This is a genomic window from Pedobacter duraquae (assembly GCF_004362245.1).
GTDB classification, from domain to species: Bacteria; Bacteroidota; Bacteroidia; order Sphingobacteriales; family Sphingobacteriaceae; genus Pedobacter; species Pedobacter duraquae.
The window spans coordinates 218,056-236,052 of record NZ_SNWM01000001.1; the positions used below are offsets into that span (position 1 = coordinate 218,056).

The following is a 17,997-nucleotide window of genomic DNA, read 5'->3' on the forward strand; positions in this document are numbered from 1 at the left end:
AAACTATTAATTCAGAACAGCAACAATTTTAAATAGATCTATGCATCAAACTAAAATAAACGTAATTTGCTTTCTGATGCTGGAACTAAAAACAGGACAATTTTACGGCGTTACAAATCAGACCTTGCAACTACAGGCGCTTATCATTACAGACACGGAATATACAATTCCGGTTGTTGACTGGCACTATCATGAAAATGCCTATTTTACCTTTATCATCCAGGGAAATGTGATAGAGGGCAATAAAAAAGAAGTATATCACTGTACATCTGGAGATTTACTTTTTCACAACTGGCAGGAAGCCCATTACAACATCAAACCAAAAGGATTTACACGCGGATTTCAAATTGAACTCAAGCAACACTGGTTTGACCAATATGACATCAGCAGCGACATTATGGAGGGAAGCAGCAATATTAAACACCCTTTTGCCAAACTGGAGATGTACCGAATCTTTGCCACAACAAAACAAGATGAAAATCCCTCAGAAGCAGCTATTGACAGTTTGCTTATTTCACTGCTATCTGCCGCCTCTGGCTATACTACTAAAAAAGTTGTAGACAAGCCATTGTGGGTAAACAGACTCCGGCAACTACTTAACGACGAACCTGAGAGTCATCTGTTTTCACTTAAAGAACTTGCTAATGTAGCGGGGGTTCATCCCGTTCACATATCAAGAAGTTTCCCAATATATTTTAACAACACTCTGAGCGACTACCTGCGGCAGCTAAAAATTCAGCGGGCATTGGCTTTGATGTCAAATCCAATCCATACACTTAGCAGCATCGCTGCTTCCTGCGGATTTGCCGATCAAAGCCACTTTATCAGGATCTTTAAACAATATCAGCAAATGAGTCCCCTCAGCTATAAAAAATTAATTAGCAGATGTTAACGGGATTCTATTTTTAATGGCTTTACAACTCTAGATTTGTCTATGCATTCAATCCTAAAGAACTTACTCATCCTTCTTTTTACAGTAATAGCTTTTGAAAATTCTAAGGCTCAAACAATTCCATCCACAAGGTCCGGGAAGATTTTTTTTACCAATAGTGCAGTTACTGTAAACAAGATTGCAACTGAGGATAATTTACAAAAAACCATATTAACAAATAAGACAAATCTATTTATCAGTGTTTTTCTGGCAAAAACGTTAAGTAGCTCTTTACATGATTTGGCTCCAGCGCTAAGCCTTGATTCACTTTCAAAAATCGGCAATTATCAGTTCTCATTTCTCGTAGATGATCACCTGATCTATCAAACTAACCTTATTCCCGGAGCGCCAAGGGCTTTGCAGCAGCAAACGGAAACCGAATGGAATAAACCGCTGATCGACAATCAAAATGAAGGTGCTTGGTGGAGCCAATCGGCCTGGAACCGTTTTATGTTCAATGGTGGCGATCAGGCACTAACAGAGGGAACTCATATTTTTAAACTTTTGATCCGCCCTTATATTAAGGTGCCAGACCTAAAAATTGGTAACATTATCGCCCAAGGACAACTGGAATTACTTGTCAAACGTAAACCCGATGTCAATGTATCCGACATTAAATTGTCTGAAATAAAATCCTATCCTGATCTGACTCCATCAGAGGATTCTTTTGATCATAACAGCATCAAAAAGTTGAAAGCTTATATAGATGCTGATGTTTTCCGACATGTAACCAGCGTTGTAGCCCTTAAAAAAGGCAAAATATTGTTAGAAGAATATTTTAATGGCAGCTCGCGCGATAGTCTACATGATGTACGATCGGTTGGAAAATCATTTGCATCTACACTTACGGGCATGGCAATACGCGATGGATATATCAAATCGGTAGAGCAGACGCTGGGCGACTTTTATCAGGTAAAAGATTTCCAACAATATTCGGGTGCTAAGCAACGTGTAAAGCTCAAAGAATTGATGACTATGAGTTCGCGTTTCGATGGTGACGATGATGATCCAAATTCACCTGGTAATGAAGAGAATATGTATCCTACCGACAATTGGGTCAAATTTGCATTGGATCTACCGCTAGATACTGTTAAATACGATCATCAATGGCATTATTTTACTACAGGCGTTATGCTATTAGGTAGTACGCTTGACCAGGTCATTCCCGGTGGACTAGATAAATATGCAGACAACAAGTTGTTTAAACCACTTAATATCACAAACTATAAATGGCAATATATGCCACAAAAAGCACCAAGTACAGCAGGTGGAATCCGAATGAATGCCCTTGATTTTGCTAAATATGGTCAACTTTATGCCAACAAAGGACGCTGGAAAGGAAAACAAATTCTTCCAGAGGCATGGGTAAATGAAAGTCTTAGTCACCAGATCCCAATTACAGAGAAACCAGGTGAGTACTATGGCTACTTGTTTTGGAATAAAATATACCGCAGCGGGGGAAAAATACAGGAAGCTTATTACTGCTCGGGAAATGGAGGTAACAAAATATACATTTTCAAAGACCTCGATCTTGTAGTGGTAATTACAGCTACAGCCTATGGAAACGGTTATGCCCACCGCCAGGCCGATCAGATTATCGAAGAGTATATATTACCTGCTATTCTATAATTTAAAGCCTTAAGCTAGGCCTCTGCAGGATTGAACCGACTGTACATATTGATGTCGAAAAAAGAAACAGATGTAATGGTATCAACCTTTATTACCAGATCCGTTTTGAGATCTCCGATATTTGCTACCGACCCCTCTTCTATATAAGTTGCATAAACAGATAGGTATTGGGTAGTAAAGACTAATTCCTTTTTATCGTCCCGGTAACCACTAAACGCAGGTGTAATTCTAATGTAGTTTGTTGTAAAAGGTTTTGGCAGTTCCTTAACCCATCCGATATAAAACTTGTTGTTATTTAAGGTAAACTGTAAAAGATGCGCATTGCTAAATGACGTGCTCAAAAGGAGTTCGAATTCATTTCCGACAGCAGTTAATGCATGCTGAATAGCCTTTTCCCGGCTAATAAATTTATTAGCAATTTCTGTAGCTAAAATAGCAACAACAAGCGACATGCTTGCGGTTCCGAAAAATGGTGTTTTAAGCGGGAGGGCGTTACTGATCATCGACACCGCCTCAGGAGCAACAGTCAATAAAAATGTTCTTATGATCAGGCAGGCCCCAAGTAAAAAGATGCCAAGCATAGCAGAATTTAATAACACTCGCTGATTTTCAAGCCTGTATTGCCTGTACCTGAGATATTCAAATCTAATCAAAATATAGTACCCCCCTATCAGAGGAAATAAGAGTAGATTGAATGGCATGGATAGTTATTTTTTATTTTTTTCCCGCTCTATTTGCTTAAAAATACTTGATTCCATTAATTTAGAAACCATATTCTTAATCTTATCCTGACCGAAGAAATCCTGCGCCTCAATGTACAATCTGCCTCCACTTGTAGAGTGGATAACAGCACTAAGTTCCTTATCCTTGTTCATGCTATCAAATATAACCATTAATTTATTGAACAACAAAAGTTCATCATTTTTGTTCGAGATTCAATTCCATCTTAACAAATTCAATATCGTATTGCATATAAGTTGCTCCTACCGGAACCAATCCAAACTTGTGGTAAAAACTCCCGGCAGATATCCTCGCATTGCACCAGATTTTTTTAGCTCCCCTGTCCCTGCAGTAATCTATGATATATTTAAGTAATGCTGATCCATAACCTTTCCCCTGTTGCGCTTCGAGTGTGGCAAATTTCCTAAATTGATAGTCCTGCCCATTTTCGAAAACAGAAACTACAGCGGTAATCCAGGATCCTACGTATAGCCCAAAGTGAATTCCATCTGCATCGTTTGGCAGCTTAATCATATCGAAAGGTTGATCAGGATACATTACCTGATGCCTGATACGCCAGGTTAACTCGTATCGTATTTGTTCAATTTGAATTTCTTCCATCACTTAAATATATGAAATTAAGATGATGATGCCTGTAATGATACATCCTACCTTTACCAAAAACACACGATATGTTAAATTTTGAATTAAAGAACCCAACTAAAATAATCTTTGGAAAAGATCAGATCAAAAATCTTGAAAAAGAACTACCGAAAGATGCCAAAGTGTTATTACTATATGGTGGCGGTAGCATCAAACAAAACGGTATTTACGAGCAAGTAAAAAAAGCTTTGCACGGTCATGAAGTCGTAGAATTTGGCGGCATCCCTGCAAATCCGGAATATGCGGTATTACTTGAAGCACTTCAGGTAATAAAAAACGAAAGCATTACTTTTTTACTTGCCGTAGGCGGTGGATCAGTAATTGATGGCACTAAATTCTTATCCGCTGCGGCCCTATTTAAGGGCGATACCCCCTGGGATATCCTGACTAATGGAATTCCTACAACAGTAGGTTTGCCTTTTGGAACGGTATTGACCTTGCCAGCTACAGCTTCGGAAATGAATTCAGGTGCCGTTATCACACGTGCAGAGATTCAAGAAAAACGAGCTATGGGCGGTCCCGGACTGTTCCCTGTATTTTCAATCCTGGATCCTCAGGTAGTGGCATCAATTCCGCAGCGACAGTTAGCCAATGGAGTTACCGATGCTTTTACACACGTGTTAGAACAGTATATGACCTATCCTGCTGGCGGATATCTTCAGGATAGATTTGCGGAAAGTATCATGCAGACACTGATCGAAATTGCGCCTAGAATTATGAAAAATCCTGCAGACTATGAAGCAGCAGCAAACTTTATGTGGAGTTGCACCCTTGCACTAAACGGATTGATACAGAAAGGTGTACCGGGCGATTGGGCAGTGCACATGATGGGGCATGAGTTAACTGCATTATTTGGTATTGATCACGCAAGAACGCTTGCCATAGTAGCACCAAGTCACTATCGTTTCAATTTTGAATCTAAAAAGGAGAAATTAGCGCAATACGGAAAGCGTGTTTGGGGCCTTACTGAAGGTACTGATGAAGACATCGCAAAAGAAGCTATTGTCAAAACAGAAGAGTTTTTCCATTCACTGGATATCAAAACCGCCCTTTCAGAATATACATCCGACTATAAAGGAACTGCAGAAAAAATCTCTGCGCGCTTTATAGAACGCGGTTGGAATGGTTTAGGTGAACACAAATCACTTACGCCAGCACACGTGCAGGAGATTGTTGAAATGAGCTACTAGTCAATAGATAGCATATAAAAAGGGCGATTTCTTTGCAGAAACCGCCCTTTTTATTTACTGACGATTAAGCTTTCGGCCAGTCGTTCTCGTGCTCAGCATTACCAAGCTTCAATTTACGCGCCGATACAACAAAACTTAAAGTCATAGGAGTATTGTCATTTACAGCAATACCCTCATTATACTGGATGATATAGCCGTCTTCGAAAGTCAGTTCTTTCATTTTGGCGTCTTCTTCTCCTTTTTTGAAAATGATGGTACCGGATTGTGGTTTATATTGGTTATTGACCATTGATTCTATTACTGAAGTATCTTCAGTAGATTCAATTTCAATGTGGATAGTACCACCGTAAACACCTGAAGATGGACGGCCTTTTGCGTCAACATCGCGGTTTAAAGAAAAATTACACTGCAGGACATCAAATTCTTTTGATCCCAGAGTTAAGCGGGTTTTAAATGCCATGATTGTACATGTTAAATGTTAAGAAATAATAAGTTTACCCATCCCGGGCTGGTTAGCAAAAGACCGTAATTAAGCCTTAGGCCAGTCGTTTACATGCTCTGCGTTTCCTAGCTTGAGCTTTCTGGCTGAAATCTGAAATTTCAGAGTCATGGGATGGTCGCCTATGATGTTAATTCCTTCAGTGTACTTAACAATGTACCCATCTTCGAAATTAACTTCTTTCATTTTGGCATCTTCTTCGGATTTTTTAATCAGAAGTGTTCCCGTAATTGGTTTGTACTGGTTGTTCACCATTGCTTCGATGATCGAAGTGTCTTCAGTGGATTCGATTTCCACATCAATGGTTCCTCCATAAACTCCGGAGGATGGTCTTCCTTTGGCGTCAACATCCCTGTTTAACGCATAGGCACAATGAAGTACATCGTACTCCTTGCCTGAAAAATTTAATCTAGCTTTGAAAGCCATAGCTTTAAAATTTAAAGGTGAATATTTAATTGACAGCGTCCTGCTGCTGATAACTCAAGTCCAAAGATCAGGCCAAGTATCAGCCTATCTCACTCATTTATAGCACAAAAATTTCGAATTCAGCACGTTTATAAAAAAACTCGCGCAGAGCACCTGCCAAACAATTAATAGATGTTACACCACATTTTATTTTTTTTATTTTTTTTAAACGGCAATAAACTCCGTACCAAAAGACGTGTAGAATGTAGGGACAACATGCTGTGAACCTGAACATAAAAACAGAAACAGAATCTTCGATTAATAAGTTACTTCACATTATTACAGGTGGCGCCGACAGACGCCCATAAAAGAGCCTGATCGGGTAATCAGGCTCTGTTTAAATCTAATTTAATTACTCGGCTTTGAGGGCCTGTTTTCAACGATACGGCCATCACCTTGATCATTCTCTTTGATGACCACAGTTCCCGGGGTTGGCACCGGGTTATTTGCTCCTGTACCGCCGGTTTTCACATTCGTTTCGGGCTCATCGTTATTGATGATTTTATCTAATTCTGTCCCGGGGTTCACATCCTCCTGGTTGTTTAATGATTCAATACTATCCATGATATAATCCTTTTATATGTTAAAAAACACGTTAAACCGCTTCTGGTTTAAAAAGATTACATTAAAAAATACCATATTTGGAAATACAAATACGCACCCGAAAGAAACTTGGCCTCACTTACCATCAAAAACCAGATCAGTTCTGTATTTAAAGGAAAAAAATGGAGACTGCATGTCATCTATTGGACACTACTTGCTGTGGTATTTTATTTCCAGTATAAGGCCGCGTTGGTTGCTCCCAAATACCCCCTTGCTTACACCATGGAAGTGTCTTTGAGTAGATTCTTAACACTTATCTTGCTCTGCTATAGCTTTTTGTTTTTTGTAATGCCGCTGTATCGGCCAAAGAAGTTGATTTACTTCTGGATCAGCTTGATTTTGCTGGTGTTTTTGGCCGACTGCCTGCAGGTCGTATTTGTTAAATTGATACTATTGCAGTTTCCCAGTTTGAATCCGATACCTGACACAGCTTTTCTGAGCATGCTCGGTAAATACATTTTTGCGCTAATTGCCCTTTTTTCCTTTTTTATCGCTGCATTTTATTTCCAGGACATATACGATAGACAACGAGAAATACAAGTGCTGGCCAAATTTAAAACAGAGAAAATTGCCTTGGAAAGCAGCTTTCTAAAGTCACAGGTTAACCCCCACTTTCTTTTTAATACGCTCAACAATATTTATGCGCTTAGCTTAAAAAAATCTGAACAAACTGCTGTTATTATCGAGCGGCTGGAATCCTTACTGCACTATATGCTTTTCGAATGTAAAGCTGACCTCGTTTTACTGGCCCAGGAATTCACATTTACAAACAGTTATATTGCTCTCGAGAAACTCAGGCATCGTGATGACCAATGTACGGTAACCATGAATGTTGAGGGAGAAGTGAAGGATCAGTACATCGCTCCGCTCCTCCTCATAAATTTCCTGGAAAACGCTTTTAAACACGGCACAAAGGCAAGTTTCGGAAAATCCTGGATCAATATGGATATTAAAGTATCTGCCGGGGGTCTGCATTTCCTCTTGCAAAATAGTAAGCCGTTACAGGTTTCACTAACTCAACCTATATCAGAATACACCGGAGGGATTGGATTAAAGAATGTGAAAAGAAGATTGGAAATTTTGTATCCAGGAAAACATACGCTGTCTATCACAGAAAAGAAAGACAGATTTGAAGTTGATTTAACCCTAAGTTTCTAACATGAGTAACTTTGTTCAACAAGAGATTAACAAAAGGAATAAATGGGTGTATTTCACTAAATACCGATGGGTGGCGCATGTAGCCTATTGGGGCTGGGTGCTTATCCTGGGAACATTAATACGCGTTAAAGTCCCAATCACCGCATCCATAATTTTCAATAATTTCTTTCTGTCGAATTTAAATATTGCGATATTCTATTATGTGTATTGCTTATTGCTCATTCCGTATTTCTTTAAAAGGAACAAGCCCTTATTGTTTTGGAGTTTATTGATCATTTCGTTTTTTGTTTTGACAGTGAACGATATGTACTTCAATAAAAAGTTTGTGCGCATGGTTGAGGGCACAGGCTACGATTATACTACTTCTTTTTGGGAAAATTATATCCAGGTTGTATACGTCTATGTCATCAATTTCCTCATCTTTTCCATACTGTTATTCTTCATGGAGAAAAATGAAGAGAATAGCTTATTGGAAGAAGTAGCGAATGAAAAAAAAGAAATAGAACTGGTGAAACTGGATCTATTGAAAACGAACATTAGCCCCGACTTCATGATGCGATCCCTTGATCAGCTCAAACGATCGGCACTACTGTCTGAACCTTATACGCCTACGTCGATAATCACTTTTTCTGAAGTTTTAAGATACAGGTTATACCGTGGTAAACAATCCTCAACGCCACTGCATGAAGAGCTCACTGCACTCGCCTGCTTCATTGAATTTATTAGTTTCGACTACAGGAATAATAATTTGAAAGTAACATTGGATTGCCTCGGCGATCCGGCAGCCAAGTCAATCGCTGCCCTGGCGCTGATTAATGTCATGGAACCTTTCTGTAAAGTGATCCCAGAACATCCTACATCGCTGGCTATTGAAATTCATATCGCTGAAGATTTGCTGCAAATGCACATGAATTATAATAAACACGCAACCGGATCCCTTTTAGAGGATCTTAATACGTACGGCAGGGACTACAATACGTTATATGGTGAAACAATTCATTTTCATTTTAAAAACTGTGATGACGACCATTGCAAAATAGAGCTTGTCCTGCCTATTTCGTAAAATTCGGATACCTTTGCGGTAATGGACTATTTCAAAAAGTTAATTGACCTGTTAAAAATTGAAAAAGATGAAGACCTCAATGCCTATCGGCGCCTAACGGAGTCATCTTCTGTTACCGACCGCAGAATGAATGGTCTTGCCTGGTATCCGATCGCAATACGAGGTACAGAAATGAGCCGCGGCGACTATCTCAGCGTCGAACTGGAACGCACCACACATCAGGATTTAAGTCACCAATTCCGGTTTGGCGCTTCAGTGGCACTATTTTCCAATCACGATCCCGGCAAGGACCGTATAGAAGGCACAGTAACTCACGTTTCAGGAAATAAGATCAAAATAACTTTACGTAGCGATGAGTTGCCCGACTGGTCCAGGGATGGTAAGTTGGGTATCGACCTATTGTTCGACAACAATAGCTACGATGAAATGCAGGCTGCCCTTAAAGAAGCAGCACAAAGAGCAGAAAATCCGAAACAGGGTGATTTGGTTAGCGTCCTTACTGGCAGCAGTAAACCAGGGTTTAGCGATAAAAAATTACATTACAGTATCCCGCAGCTCAACGCCGTCCAGCAATTGGCCGTAGAAAAAATAATAGCTGCAAATGATCTGGCTATTGTCCATGGCCCTCCCGGAACTGGAAAGACGACCACCCTGGTACAAGCCATCAAGGCACTGATCAAACAAAACCATCAACAAATTCTGGTCGTAGCGCCAAGCAATACTGCGGTTGACCTTCTGAGCGAAAAATTAGCCGAGGAAGGCCTGAATGTTTTAAGGATTGGAAATCCAGCCAGGGTATCCGCCAAAATGCTTTCTTTAACATTGGATAGCAAAATAGCCGACCATGAGCACATGAAGGAGGTCAGGGCATTAAAAAAACAGGCTGCTGAGTATAAGAACATGGCGCATAAATATAAAAGAACTTTTGGTCGCGCTGAACAGGAACAGCGTAAAGCCTTGTTCAATGAAGCTCATAAAATTATGAAGGAGGTTGGCAATACCGAGCAATACATGATTGATCAGGTTGTTGCTAAAGCCCAAGTCATCACGGCCACGCTGGTAGGCGCAAATCACCACACGATCCGAAATCTGACTTTCCATACCGTGGTGATAGATGAAGCCGGTCAGGCTTTAGAGCCTGCTTGTTGGATTCCTATCTTAAAGTCGCAAAAAGTCATCCTAGCCGGCGATCACTGCCAACTACCGCCAACAATTAAATCTGTTGAAGCAGCAAAAAAAGGTTTAAGTACAACATTACTTGAAAAGTGTGTAGCTATTTATCCTGAATCAGTTGTATTGCTGGAAGAGCAATATAGGATGCATCATAAGATCATGGGATACCCTTCCCGGCTCTTCTACAACAATCAACTTAAGGCTGCCTCATCAGTAGCCGGCAAAACATTATTTACCGATGATATCCCCTTAAATTTTATAGATACTGCCGGCTGTGCTTTCGATGAAAAACTCGAGGGAACCAGTGTGAGCAATCCCGAAGAAGCAGCATTTCTACTGAAACACTTAACGGCATACCTTTTAGAACTGGTCAATCATTGTCCCATAGATCAATTTCCTTCTATTGGAATCATTTCTCCTTATCAGCAACAAATAAGATGTTTAAAGGATCTTTTACAAAGTTCGCCGGAATTGGACCCGTATAAAGAATACATTACCATTAACACAATCGATAGCTTCCAGGGACAGGAACGTGATATCATCTATATCAGTTTAACGAGAAGCAATGCCGAACGCACGATAGGCTTTCTTGCGGATATCAGACGCATGAATGTGGCGATGACAAGAGCTAAACAGAAACTTGTCGTTGTAGGAGACAGCGTTACTCTTGCCCGTTTGCCGTTCTATTCGGATTTCATTGCTTATGCAGAACAGGAAGGTGTTTATAACAGCGCCTGGGAGTTTATGCACGACTAACGAATATTATTAATACAACAATGAGGAAGATCTAATTGAAAATAGTAGCTGATATTCTGGCATAAATTTATATTTTTGAAAACTGTGCTCTTCAACTCCAGTGAATAATGAACCAAAAGGAAACTAGTCATTCAAAGCCACAACAACCTATTGTAGATCATATTATCGGGCAACTGAGACAAATGATTACGACTGGCTTGATCAAACCAGGACAGCGTTTGCCTGCTGAGCGTGTCTTGGCAGAACAATTTGGTGTTGGAAGAAGTTATGTACGGGAAGCCATACTAAAACTGGAATTCTACGGCTTGTTGAAGACTAATCCCCAGAGTGGCACATATGTTTCTGGATTGAGTATTAAAATGCTCGATAGTATTATCGCCGATATCGTAAACTTCAATAAAGATGATTTTAACGCTCTTTTGGAAGCCCGGTATTACTTAGAACGGGATGCGGTAAAACTTGCTGCAGAACGCCGATCGGTTGAAGACCTACAAAGGTTAAAAGAGGCTCTTGTAGAATATGAGGAGAAAACCAACGCTGGTGAGGAGGCCTATCAGGAAGATATGATGTTTCATATGCAAATTGCCCGGGCGTCTAAGAATTCCGTAATCGAATCTATGATCCTCGTTTTAATACCCGATCTGGTAAAAAACATGGTAGGCAAAAAAATCTTTGGTGCCGATAGAAAAATTCAGGCAATTCAGGAGCATCGTGATATCTATAATGCTATCAGGGAAAAAGATCCCAAAGCTGCGCATTACGCAATTTCCAGCCACCTCAGCGATCTGCTCGAAATCAGCAGACATCCAAATGGCTTGAACGCTGTAACGATGTATATGTAAGATTTATTAAAAAAGTTTGTGAGTAATTCATAGCCATCACGTGTACACTTGTCGCCAACAACAAAAATGCTCCAGCTATCATCGTCTTCCTGAAGAGCAACAATACTGAAGAAACTTCGACGATGCCCATAAACAGATTATAACCTTTTGACAAACCCAGAAAAGTCCAGGCCAGCCCCATTGGAGATGCATCACCGAAGGGTTGCAATAAACGCGAAAGATGCGGCTGAGGAAATTGAAGCTGGATGACCTTCGCTAATCCATACTGCATCAGCGTGAAAGCAAGATAAAATCTTACCAGAACGATGAGCCAATAATATAATATCGAATAACTTTTTCGCTTGTAATCAAGTAATTACCAGACTAGACTGGCAACTAAAGCCACCAGGAAAAATAAAAATAACTGGATATAATTATAGCTCGTATCACCACTTCCATTTGCAACAATAGAAAAGTCGTAGGTATAATCCAATGCATGAAGAGAAAACCAGGGTATAAACTGATGCAATAGTTCCGTTGGGTAAGAAAGATCTGGGATACATATATAAATGCTCCATTATTATTCAGAAAAATAAATAGAAGCAAAAAAATAAATGAAAAGCGAAAATAGATTTTTTTCGTTAGGCTCCAGTTTGAAATAATTGAGGCTGAGGGCATAATTTGGCTTTTCTCAAAGCTAATAATACATACTGATTAAAAAAAGAACCTTTTTTTTTTGCAAAAAAACTTCTTTACACTAAAAGTAAGTTGGAAATTCTTTTTTTATGCTAGCAACATCCGCCTGTATAGATTCCAATAGAAATTTTGTGAATTCTGAAACTTGATTGTAGTTAAATACCCGAGGAACAGACCCGCTTTTAGGAACGACCTCAAAGTGGTCACCAAAAAAATTAACAGCGATCTTTAGACCCGCATTGTTAACAGGTGGATTTGTATTTTCCGTCCAAAAAAGAAAAGTAAACCCTTTAATTGGAGTAGCTGGCAATGGATACCTATAAAAACCAGATGCAGACTCTACAGACAATATGAGTTTAAGCTGTCCCGCCCAGTCAAACGCAGTTACTTGTTTTTCTCTTATTCCAGGCAATATCGTCAGTTTTTTAATAATTAAATCTGATTCCCGGTCTAACATTGGCAGAATATTCTCGTTAAAGGATTTAACAACCGCATCAACACCTGTTTTTGGGTATGGTGGTAGCGCTGTTACAGTGACCTTGACACTCACTTTAAAACCATCAGGCGATGTTGCAGTTACAACCGCCGTACCGGGATGATCTCCGATTATTACTGCATTCCGTTCTTCAGCCCATTTAATTACCACAGAAGGATCTGAAACTGTCCAGGTTAATTGCATATTTGTCGAATTAAGGGGAGCGATGGATATTTGAAGCGAAGTTTCCTGTACTTCTGTGATCGTCCGCTCGACGCTTCCAGAAATGGACATAGCAGTAATCGGAACATAACTAACGGTCACTTTAAATCTCCCTAATTCAGCCGCCCCTTTCATTGCTTTAATGTACACGGTACCCTTTCCAACAGCCGATAACATTTGATAGCCTACGCCCCCCTTTTCTACAGAGAGGATTTTTGAATCAGTAGATTCAAAATGAATCTCTGAGGGTTTATAACTAGTCGTAAAACTAGTAGAGTCTATCTTTTGGTAATCTTTTATATCCATTGTTTTGGACTCGAAATTGAACTTAAAGAAGGGTTCAGGAGCCGGGTTGTTATTTTTTTTACAACCTCCAAATAGAATTGTTCCGAGTAGGACGAGGGAGAGGATTAATCTTTTCATGAGACGATTAGATATAGGTAATTTCAGTAGTCTTGCCGAACTAATAACAATTCGATCTAACTGATTCTTATCAGGCAAATATTTACACTGAAGATAATGTTTTTCAAACTAATATTTACTCAGTGATGAATATTTTTTCGACGGTTATCGAAAGATTTCGTAAGATCCATTTATGCAAAAAGCCCCAGATTTCTCTGAGGCTTTTCGTGATCCCGCTGGGATTCGAACCCAGGACCACTACATTAAAAGTGTAATGCTCTACCAGCTGAGCTACGGAATCATTTCCCTTCGTTCTGAAGAGGGTGCAAAGATATAATTAATTTTTTATTCTGCTAAATAAAAATGAAAAAAGTTTTTCAAGGCTATTTTTTCAGGAAATCTTCCCGCACCGGGCTAAATCCATCTATCAGAATACCAGCTTCTAAACATACTACACCGTGCCATATCATAGGTTCTGCAAAAAAACCATCCCCCACTTTTAAAATCTGAGCCTGCCCATCTATCGTAGCTTCAAAGACTCCACTGTGCACATGAGTTACCTGTGTATGGATATGCTGATGCTGTACACCAATAGCCCCAGTCTCAAATTTAACCTTGACCATCATCAAATCACCATTATACCCCATGATTTGGCGCTGTACACCAGCACCCAGATCTTCCCATTCCATATCGTCTTCCAACAAGAAGGCGTTGCTTTGTTTTACCATTATAATTCGTTAAAGTAAATGTTACGGCCAAGGCCTTCTGACCGTAAATATAGCAAGCATTTTTTAAGAATTACAACACCTCCCCTAAGTGCTTGTAGTTCGATTTGATGGTATCAAACACTTCATCCATTTTACCACCAAGCATCAGCTTTGTCATAGAAGCGGTCATCCCTTTAATTTGCGCCCACTCAATTTTCGGTGGCATAGCCAGTGCATTCGGATTTGTCATGATATTCAGTAAAACAGGCCCATCTTCCCTAAGCGCATTTGAGATAGCGGTTTCTACATCCGCAGGATTTGAAACCGTTATCCCCCTAAAACCCATTGCCTGTGCAACCAATGCAAAATCAGGATTGATCATATCAGTTTCACTATCTGGCAAACCGTCAACCTCCATCTCTAATTTTACCATTCCTAAAGCCCGGTTGTTAAATACGATAATTTTGATTGGAAGATTATATTGTTTTATCGTGGCCAGGTCACCTAATAACATGGATAAACCACCATCACCGGAAAGGGCCACAACTTGCCGCTCTGGATGCGCTAAAGCAGCACCAATAGCCATCGGCATAGCATTTGCCATCGTTCCGTGGTTAAAAGATCCCAGCATGGTACGCTTTCCAGTAGCGTGAATAAAACGTGCTCCCCATACACAACACATGCCTGTGTCTACAGTAAATATCGCATCCACATCACTCAGTTTGTCAATCGTGTCAGCAACAAATTCAGGCTGTATCTTATTTTCTGATCCTCGATCCTCAATATACGTCTGTTGATGTTTCTTTACTTTCCCGTAAAAATCCAGCTGTGCTTTCAGGAAACTTTCATCTTCCTTTTCTTTAATCAGCGATAACAAAGCTGATACAGTATCCTTAATATCGCCACAAAGCCCCATACTAAGCTTAGCCCTTCGGCCGAGTCTTTCCGGACTTTCATCAATCTGAATGATCTTATTTTTCTCAGGCATGAAATTCTGATATGGAAAATCCGTTCCCAGTAATAGCACCACGTCCGACTCATGCATACTGTGGTATGCCGATGGCTGCCCTAACAATCCCGTCATCCCTACTTCCAGTGGATTATCGTACTGCATACCCATTTTCCCCCTGAAAGAATAACCTATTGGAGCCTTTAACAGTTTTGCAAGCTCAATAACTTCATCATGCGCCTCAGCAGCACCTATACCGCAATAAATAGTTATTTTCTTATGTGCATTCAGACAATCAGCAAGCGCCACCAACTCAGCATCAGAAGGCCTCATCACCGGATTACACCTGAAAATTTGCATGGCAGTTTCACTCTCTACCGCCGGGAGTTGCGCAACATCGCCGGGCAAACCGAATACAGAGACTCCTTTTTTATGGATGGCATGCTGAATCGCGGTTTGAAACATACGTGGCACCTGCTCAGCAGTAGTCGCTATTTGGTTATAATAACTGCAGTCGTCAAATAATTTTATAGTGTTGGTTTCCTGAAAGTAGTCCATACCAAATTGGTTGGTATTAATAGTTGAAGCAATAGCAATAACCGGCACATGCGATCGATGGGCATCATATAAGCCATTAATGAGGTGCACGTGCCCTGGCCCGCAACTTCCCGCGCAACACGCAATACCATCCAGCTCTGCCTCTGCGGCGGCGGCGAACGCACCAACTTCCTCATTTCTCACGTGAATCCATTTAATTTTACCACTCTTGCGAACAGCATCATTAAAGTAATTCAAACTATCGCCGGTAACGGCATAAACTCTTTTTACACCTGCCTCAACCAGCATTTCTACTAATTGTTCTGCTACATTTTTACTCATATGTTTTGGGTCTTGTTCTCCTTTTTAACTATACGCAATCAATCATGCCGATACGCGATACATCTTATAGTAAGACTTAAATATTGACAATATTGTTTTAGCAGTTATAGTAGAAATTGTTTTTTAGAAAGGAACTGATGGTAAAATGACAAACTGGCGAAATACAGTGAAATCAACCTTCCATACTGTCTCAAAATCATTAGATTTGTCTGATGGAAAACGAACAGAAAAGTCCCTACGTCCAATTTAGCGCCGAAATTCTAGATAACTGGAAAGAAAATGGTGTTACCTATATCAAACTGATTGAATTGGAAACTGATCTGCCAGTTAAATTTTTTGAATTAATTCCTGATTCTATTGTCATGGATAGTGACGAAACAATCTACCCTATCGATTCAGAAGATATTTCCGAACTCTTGGAGCCAGTAGCAAAAGTTAATTTTTTAGTACACGAAATTTATCTTGAAGAAGATTAACCTGCTTAAACAATTAAGTACGGTCTACCAATTTATTCTGAGACTCGCTATAACGCGCACCGGTGTTTGGATATGTAGCCAATAAATCATCAATGGCCTTCAAATCATCATCACTAAGTTGCAGATCTACGGCATCAGCATTTTCCAGCAGATATTTCCTTCTTTTGGTCCCAGGTATTGGGATGACATGTTCGCCCTGAGCCAATACCCAGGCTAAAGCCAACTGAGCGGCACTATGATTTTTGCCTGCCGCAATCTCTGCAAACCCATTTGCTAAATTTTCATTATTAGCCTTATAAGCCTCCTGATATCTGGGTAACGACTTCCTGAAATCGCTATCATCAAGCTTGCTCACGTCCAGTGTATTTGTCATTAAGCCCCGCGCCAACGGACTAAAAGGCACAAATGAAATTCCCAGCTCCTTACATACAGGTAACACATTGTTTTCTGCCTCACGCGTAAGCAATGAATACTCGCTTTGCAACGCACTGATCGGATGTACCGCATGCGCTTTTCTCAGCGATGTAACCGACGCCTCAGAAAGCCCTAAGTACCTTACCTTTCCTGCTTTAACTAACTCCGACATTGCGCCGACAGTATCTTCGATTGGCACATTTGGATCAACGCGATGTGCATAATATAAGTCGATCACATCCGTTCCTAATCTCTTCAAACTACGCTCTACAGCAATTTTGATATACGCCGGAGAACCGTCAAATTGTGCGTTTCCGGCACCGGGATTACTGACGAACCCAAATTTCGTTGCCAAAAACACCTCTTGCCTTTTTGATTTGAGCACCCTGGCCAACAACGCTTCATTCTCGCCAGCAGCATATATGTCAGCTGTATCCCAAAAATTAATACCCAGATCAAGCGCTAGTTCCAATGTTGCTATCGATTCCTTATCGTCAGGTGTTCCATAAGCATGATTCATCCCCATGCATCCTAAACCTATCGCAGACAATTTTTCTTCTGTGCTTCCGAGTGATCTATATTTCATATTTTGATTTTAAGACATAAACAGTCAGAAAATCAATTTGTGTGATCAGAATGATCATTTTATGCTTTAGGCGATTAAATTCGTTGGTCTTTTTGTGTAATTTGATGGATTTGTAACCTTTATTCATTTTCGCTAATCCTATAGATGAAAATCAATATTATATTATCATGGAAAGATCGGAAATGTTCTTAATTGTTTGGTTGGCATTCATGGCCTGCGGATTTCTTGGTTGGTACTTTTCACACCGTGCCAGACATAAAGAGAAATTAATGCTAATTGAAAAAGGAGTGTCTCCAGAAGATTTAAGAAAAAAGGAACATAGAAGCAAGTTAAGCTGGGCAAAAGTAGGCATCGTAGTGCTGGGGCTCAGCATCGGTCTGTTGAGCATCTCAATTTTTATCACTCAGCTCCATCTTATTAATGATTCTCCGGCAACAATAATGGCTATACTTGGGATTTGCGGTGGCACTGCATTGGTGCTGGCAAATAGAATTGATCACAAGAAAAACGACTAGGCATC

General features: G+C 40.1%; 19 protein-coding genes and 1 tRNA gene. 9 read left to right on the forward strand and 11 right to left on the reverse strand.

The genetic code is table 11. The features are described 5' to 3' along the window. Positions 1-40: 40 nt before the first annotated feature. Together CLV32_RS01060 and CLV32_RS01065 are read left to right on the forward strand one after the other, a co-directional pair. Positions 41-892 (forward strand): AraC family transcriptional regulator, encoded by an 852-nt coding sequence (locus CLV32_RS01060; RefSeq protein WP_243732205.1) that lies wholly within the window; start codon positions 41-43, stop codon positions 890-892. A gap of 42 nt (positions 893-934) precedes the next feature. Continuing rightward, positions 935-2,560, forward strand: coding sequence for a serine hydrolase domain-containing protein (locus tag CLV32_RS01065; RefSeq protein ID WP_133551523.1), 1,626 nt, complete (start codon positions 935-937; stop codon positions 2,558-2,560). Between the two features lie 14 nt (positions 2,561-2,574). On the opposite strand, the gene CLV32_RS01070 is transcribed toward CLV32_RS01065, so the two are convergent. The 3 genes from CLV32_RS01070 to CLV32_RS01075 form a co-directional block, all read right to left on the reverse strand. Continuing rightward, the gene (locus CLV32_RS01070; RefSeq protein ID WP_133551525.1) at positions 2,575-3,141 is read right to left on the reverse strand and encodes a hypothetical protein; all 567 of its coding nucleotides are present in this window, start codon (positions 3,139-3,141) and stop codon (positions 2,575-2,577) included. 126 nt (positions 3,142-3,267) lie between these two features. After that, complete coding sequence (locus CLV32_RS23020) at positions 3,268-3,435, reverse strand: hypothetical protein (protein ID WP_166641855.1); 168 nt, start codon at positions 3,433-3,435, stop codon at positions 3,268-3,270. A 43-nt stretch (positions 3,436-3,478) separates the two neighbouring features. Continuing rightward, on the reverse strand, positions 3,479-3,901 hold the full coding sequence (locus tag CLV32_RS01075) for a GNAT family N-acetyltransferase (RefSeq protein ID WP_133551527.1): 423 nt from the start codon (positions 3,899-3,901) through the stop codon (positions 3,479-3,481). Positions 3,902-3,972: 71 nt separating this feature from the next. Here CLV32_RS01075 and CLV32_RS01080 point away from each other — a divergent pair, with 71 nt between their 5' ends. Further along, the gene (locus tag CLV32_RS01080; RefSeq protein ID WP_133551529.1) at positions 3,973-5,133 is read left to right on the forward strand and encodes an iron-containing alcohol dehydrogenase; all 1,161 of its coding nucleotides are present in this window, start codon (positions 3,973-3,975) and stop codon (positions 5,131-5,133) included. 64 nt (positions 5,134-5,197) lie between these two features. On the opposite strand, the gene tssD (CLV32_RS01085) is transcribed toward CLV32_RS01080, so the two are convergent. From tssD (CLV32_RS01085) to CLV32_RS01095, 3 genes are all read right to left on the reverse strand, one after another. Further along, entirely contained in the window at positions 5,198-5,593 is a 396-nt protein-coding gene (tssD, locus tag CLV32_RS01085) for a type VI secretion system tube protein TssD (protein ID WP_133551531.1), read from the reverse strand. A gap of 69 nt (positions 5,594-5,662) precedes the next feature. After that, entirely contained in the window at positions 5,663-6,058 is a 396-nt protein-coding gene (tssD, locus tag CLV32_RS01090) for a type VI secretion system tube protein TssD (protein ID WP_133551532.1), read from the reverse strand. A gap of 387 nt (positions 6,059-6,445) precedes the next feature. Next, entirely contained in the window at positions 6,446-6,661 is a 216-nt protein-coding gene (locus CLV32_RS01095; protein ID WP_133551533.1) for a hypothetical protein, read from the reverse strand. A 108-nt stretch (positions 6,662-6,769) separates the two neighbouring features. Between CLV32_RS01095 and CLV32_RS01100 the strand changes: the two genes are divergently transcribed. The 4 genes from CLV32_RS01100 to CLV32_RS01115 all read left to right on the forward strand — a co-directional run bounded on the left by CLV32_RS01100 (position 6,770) and on the right by CLV32_RS01115 (position 11,692). Then, positions 6,770-7,858, forward strand: coding sequence for a sensor histidine kinase (locus CLV32_RS01100; RefSeq protein ID WP_133551534.1), 1,089 nt, complete (start codon positions 6,770-6,772; stop codon positions 7,856-7,858). Between the two features lies 1 nt (position 7,859). Continuing rightward, positions 7,860-8,921, forward strand: a complete 1,062-nt coding sequence (locus CLV32_RS01105; protein WP_133551535.1) for a histidine kinase — start codon at positions 7,860-7,862, stop codon at positions 8,919-8,921. Between the two features lie 21 nt (positions 8,922-8,942). Further along, a complete protein-coding gene (locus CLV32_RS01110; protein WP_133551536.1) occupies positions 8,943-10,850 on the forward strand; it encodes an AAA domain-containing protein in 1,908 nt (635 codons plus the stop codon). Between the two features lie 107 nt (positions 10,851-10,957). Next, positions 10,958-11,692, forward strand: a complete 735-nt coding sequence (locus CLV32_RS01115; RefSeq protein WP_133551537.1) for a FadR/GntR family transcriptional regulator — start codon at positions 10,958-10,960, stop codon at positions 11,690-11,692. A gap of 736 nt (positions 11,693-12,428) precedes the next feature. On the opposite strand, the gene CLV32_RS01125 is transcribed toward CLV32_RS01115, so the two are convergent. The 4 genes from CLV32_RS01125 to CLV32_RS01140 form a co-directional block, all read right to left on the reverse strand. Further along, the gene (locus CLV32_RS01125) at positions 12,429-13,487 is read right to left on the reverse strand and encodes an Ig-like domain-containing protein (RefSeq protein ID WP_133551539.1); all 1,059 of its coding nucleotides are present in this window, start codon (positions 13,485-13,487) and stop codon (positions 12,429-12,431) included. Positions 13,488-13,694: 207 nt separating this feature from the next. Continuing rightward, positions 13,695-13,767 (reverse strand) — tRNA-Lys (locus CLV32_RS01130). A gap of 82 nt (positions 13,768-13,849) precedes the next feature. Further along, positions 13,850-14,194: a cupin domain-containing protein gene (locus CLV32_RS01135; protein ID WP_133551541.1), complete on the reverse strand. Its 345-nt coding sequence runs from the start codon at positions 14,192-14,194 to the stop codon at positions 13,850-13,852. 70 nt (positions 14,195-14,264) lie between these two features. Further along, on the reverse strand, positions 14,265-16,001 hold the full coding sequence (locus tag CLV32_RS01140) for a thiamine pyrophosphate-dependent enzyme (RefSeq protein ID WP_133551543.1): 1,737 nt from the start codon (positions 15,999-16,001) through the stop codon (positions 14,265-14,267). Between the two features lie 212 nt (positions 16,002-16,213). Here CLV32_RS01140 and CLV32_RS01145 point away from each other — a divergent pair, with 212 nt between their 5' ends. Then, positions 16,214-16,477 carry a hypothetical protein gene (locus tag CLV32_RS01145; protein WP_133551545.1) on the forward strand — a complete coding sequence of 88 codons (264 nt, stop codon included), beginning with the start codon at positions 16,214-16,216 and terminating at the stop codon, positions 16,475-16,477. Between the two features lie 13 nt (positions 16,478-16,490). Here the strand turns inward: CLV32_RS01145 and CLV32_RS01150 are convergent, their stop codons facing one another. Continuing rightward, positions 16,491-17,477 (reverse strand): aldo/keto reductase, encoded by a 987-nt coding sequence (locus CLV32_RS01150; protein ID WP_133551547.1) that lies wholly within the window; start codon positions 17,475-17,477, stop codon positions 16,491-16,493. A 167-nt stretch (positions 17,478-17,644) separates the two neighbouring features. Between CLV32_RS01150 and CLV32_RS01155 the strand changes: the two genes are divergently transcribed. Continuing rightward, positions 17,645-17,992, forward strand: a complete 348-nt coding sequence (locus tag CLV32_RS01155; protein ID WP_133551549.1) for a DUF6249 domain-containing protein — start codon at positions 17,645-17,647, stop codon at positions 17,990-17,992. Positions 17,993-17,997: the final 5 nt, after the last annotated feature.

What these genes read in the sequence shown, in the direction of transcription:
- CLV32_RS01060 (WP_243732205.1), top strand. Translation starts at nt 41, where the DNA reads ATGCATCAAACTAAAATAAACGTAATTTGCTTTCTGATGCTGGAACTA.
- CLV32_RS01065 (WP_133551523.1), top strand. Translation starts at nt 935, where the DNA reads ATGCATTCAATCCTAAAGAACTTACTCATCCTTCTTTTTACAGTAATA.
- CLV32_RS01070 (WP_133551525.1), bottom strand. Translation starts at nt 3,141, where the DNA reads ATGCTTGGCATCTTTTTACTTGGGGCCTGCCTGATCATAAGAACATTT.
- CLV32_RS23020 (WP_166641855.1), bottom strand. Translation starts at nt 3,435, where the DNA reads ATGAACAAGGATAAGGAACTTAGTGCTGTTATCCACTCTACAAGTGGA.
- CLV32_RS01075 (WP_133551527.1), bottom strand. Translation starts at nt 3,901, where the DNA reads ATGGAAGAAATTCAAATTGAACAAATACGATACGAGTTAACCTGGCGT.
- CLV32_RS01080 (WP_133551529.1), top strand. Translation starts at nt 3,973, where the DNA reads ATGTTAAATTTTGAATTAAAGAACCCAACTAAAATAATCTTTGGAAAA.
- tssD (WP_133551531.1), bottom strand. Translation starts at nt 5,593, where the DNA reads ATGGCATTTAAAACCCGCTTAACTCTGGGATCAAAAGAATTTGATGTC.
- tssD (WP_133551532.1), bottom strand. Translation starts at nt 6,058, where the DNA reads ATGGCTTTCAAAGCTAGATTAAATTTTTCAGGCAAGGAGTACGATGTA.
- CLV32_RS01095 (WP_133551533.1), bottom strand. Translation starts at nt 6,661, where the DNA reads ATGGATAGTATTGAATCATTAAACAACCAGGAGGATGTGAACCCCGGG.
- CLV32_RS01105 (WP_133551535.1), top strand. Translation starts at nt 7,860, where the DNA reads ATGAGTAACTTTGTTCAACAAGAGATTAACAAAAGGAATAAATGGGTG.
- CLV32_RS01110 (WP_133551536.1), top strand. Translation starts at nt 8,943, where the DNA reads ATGGACTATTTCAAAAAGTTAATTGACCTGTTAAAAATTGAAAAAGAT.
- CLV32_RS01115 (WP_133551537.1), top strand. Translation starts at nt 10,958, where the DNA reads ATGAACCAAAAGGAAACTAGTCATTCAAAGCCACAACAACCTATTGTA.
- CLV32_RS01125 (WP_133551539.1), bottom strand. Translation starts at nt 13,487, where the DNA reads ATGAAAAGATTAATCCTCTCCCTCGTCCTACTCGGAACAATTCTATTT.
- CLV32_RS01135 (WP_133551541.1), bottom strand. Translation starts at nt 14,194, where the DNA reads ATGGTAAAACAAAGCAACGCCTTCTTGTTGGAAGACGATATGGAATGG.
- CLV32_RS01140 (WP_133551543.1), bottom strand. Translation starts at nt 16,001, where the DNA reads ATGAGTAAAAATGTAGCAGAACAATTAGTAGAAATGCTGGTTGAGGCA.
- CLV32_RS01145 (WP_133551545.1), top strand. Translation starts at nt 16,214, where the DNA reads ATGGAAAACGAACAGAAAAGTCCCTACGTCCAATTTAGCGCCGAAATT.
- CLV32_RS01150 (WP_133551547.1), bottom strand. Translation starts at nt 17,477, where the DNA reads ATGAAATATAGATCACTCGGAAGCACAGAAGAAAAATTGTCTGCGATA.
- CLV32_RS01155 (WP_133551549.1), top strand. Translation starts at nt 17,645, where the DNA reads ATGGAAAGATCGGAAATGTTCTTAATTGTTTGGTTGGCATTCATGGCC.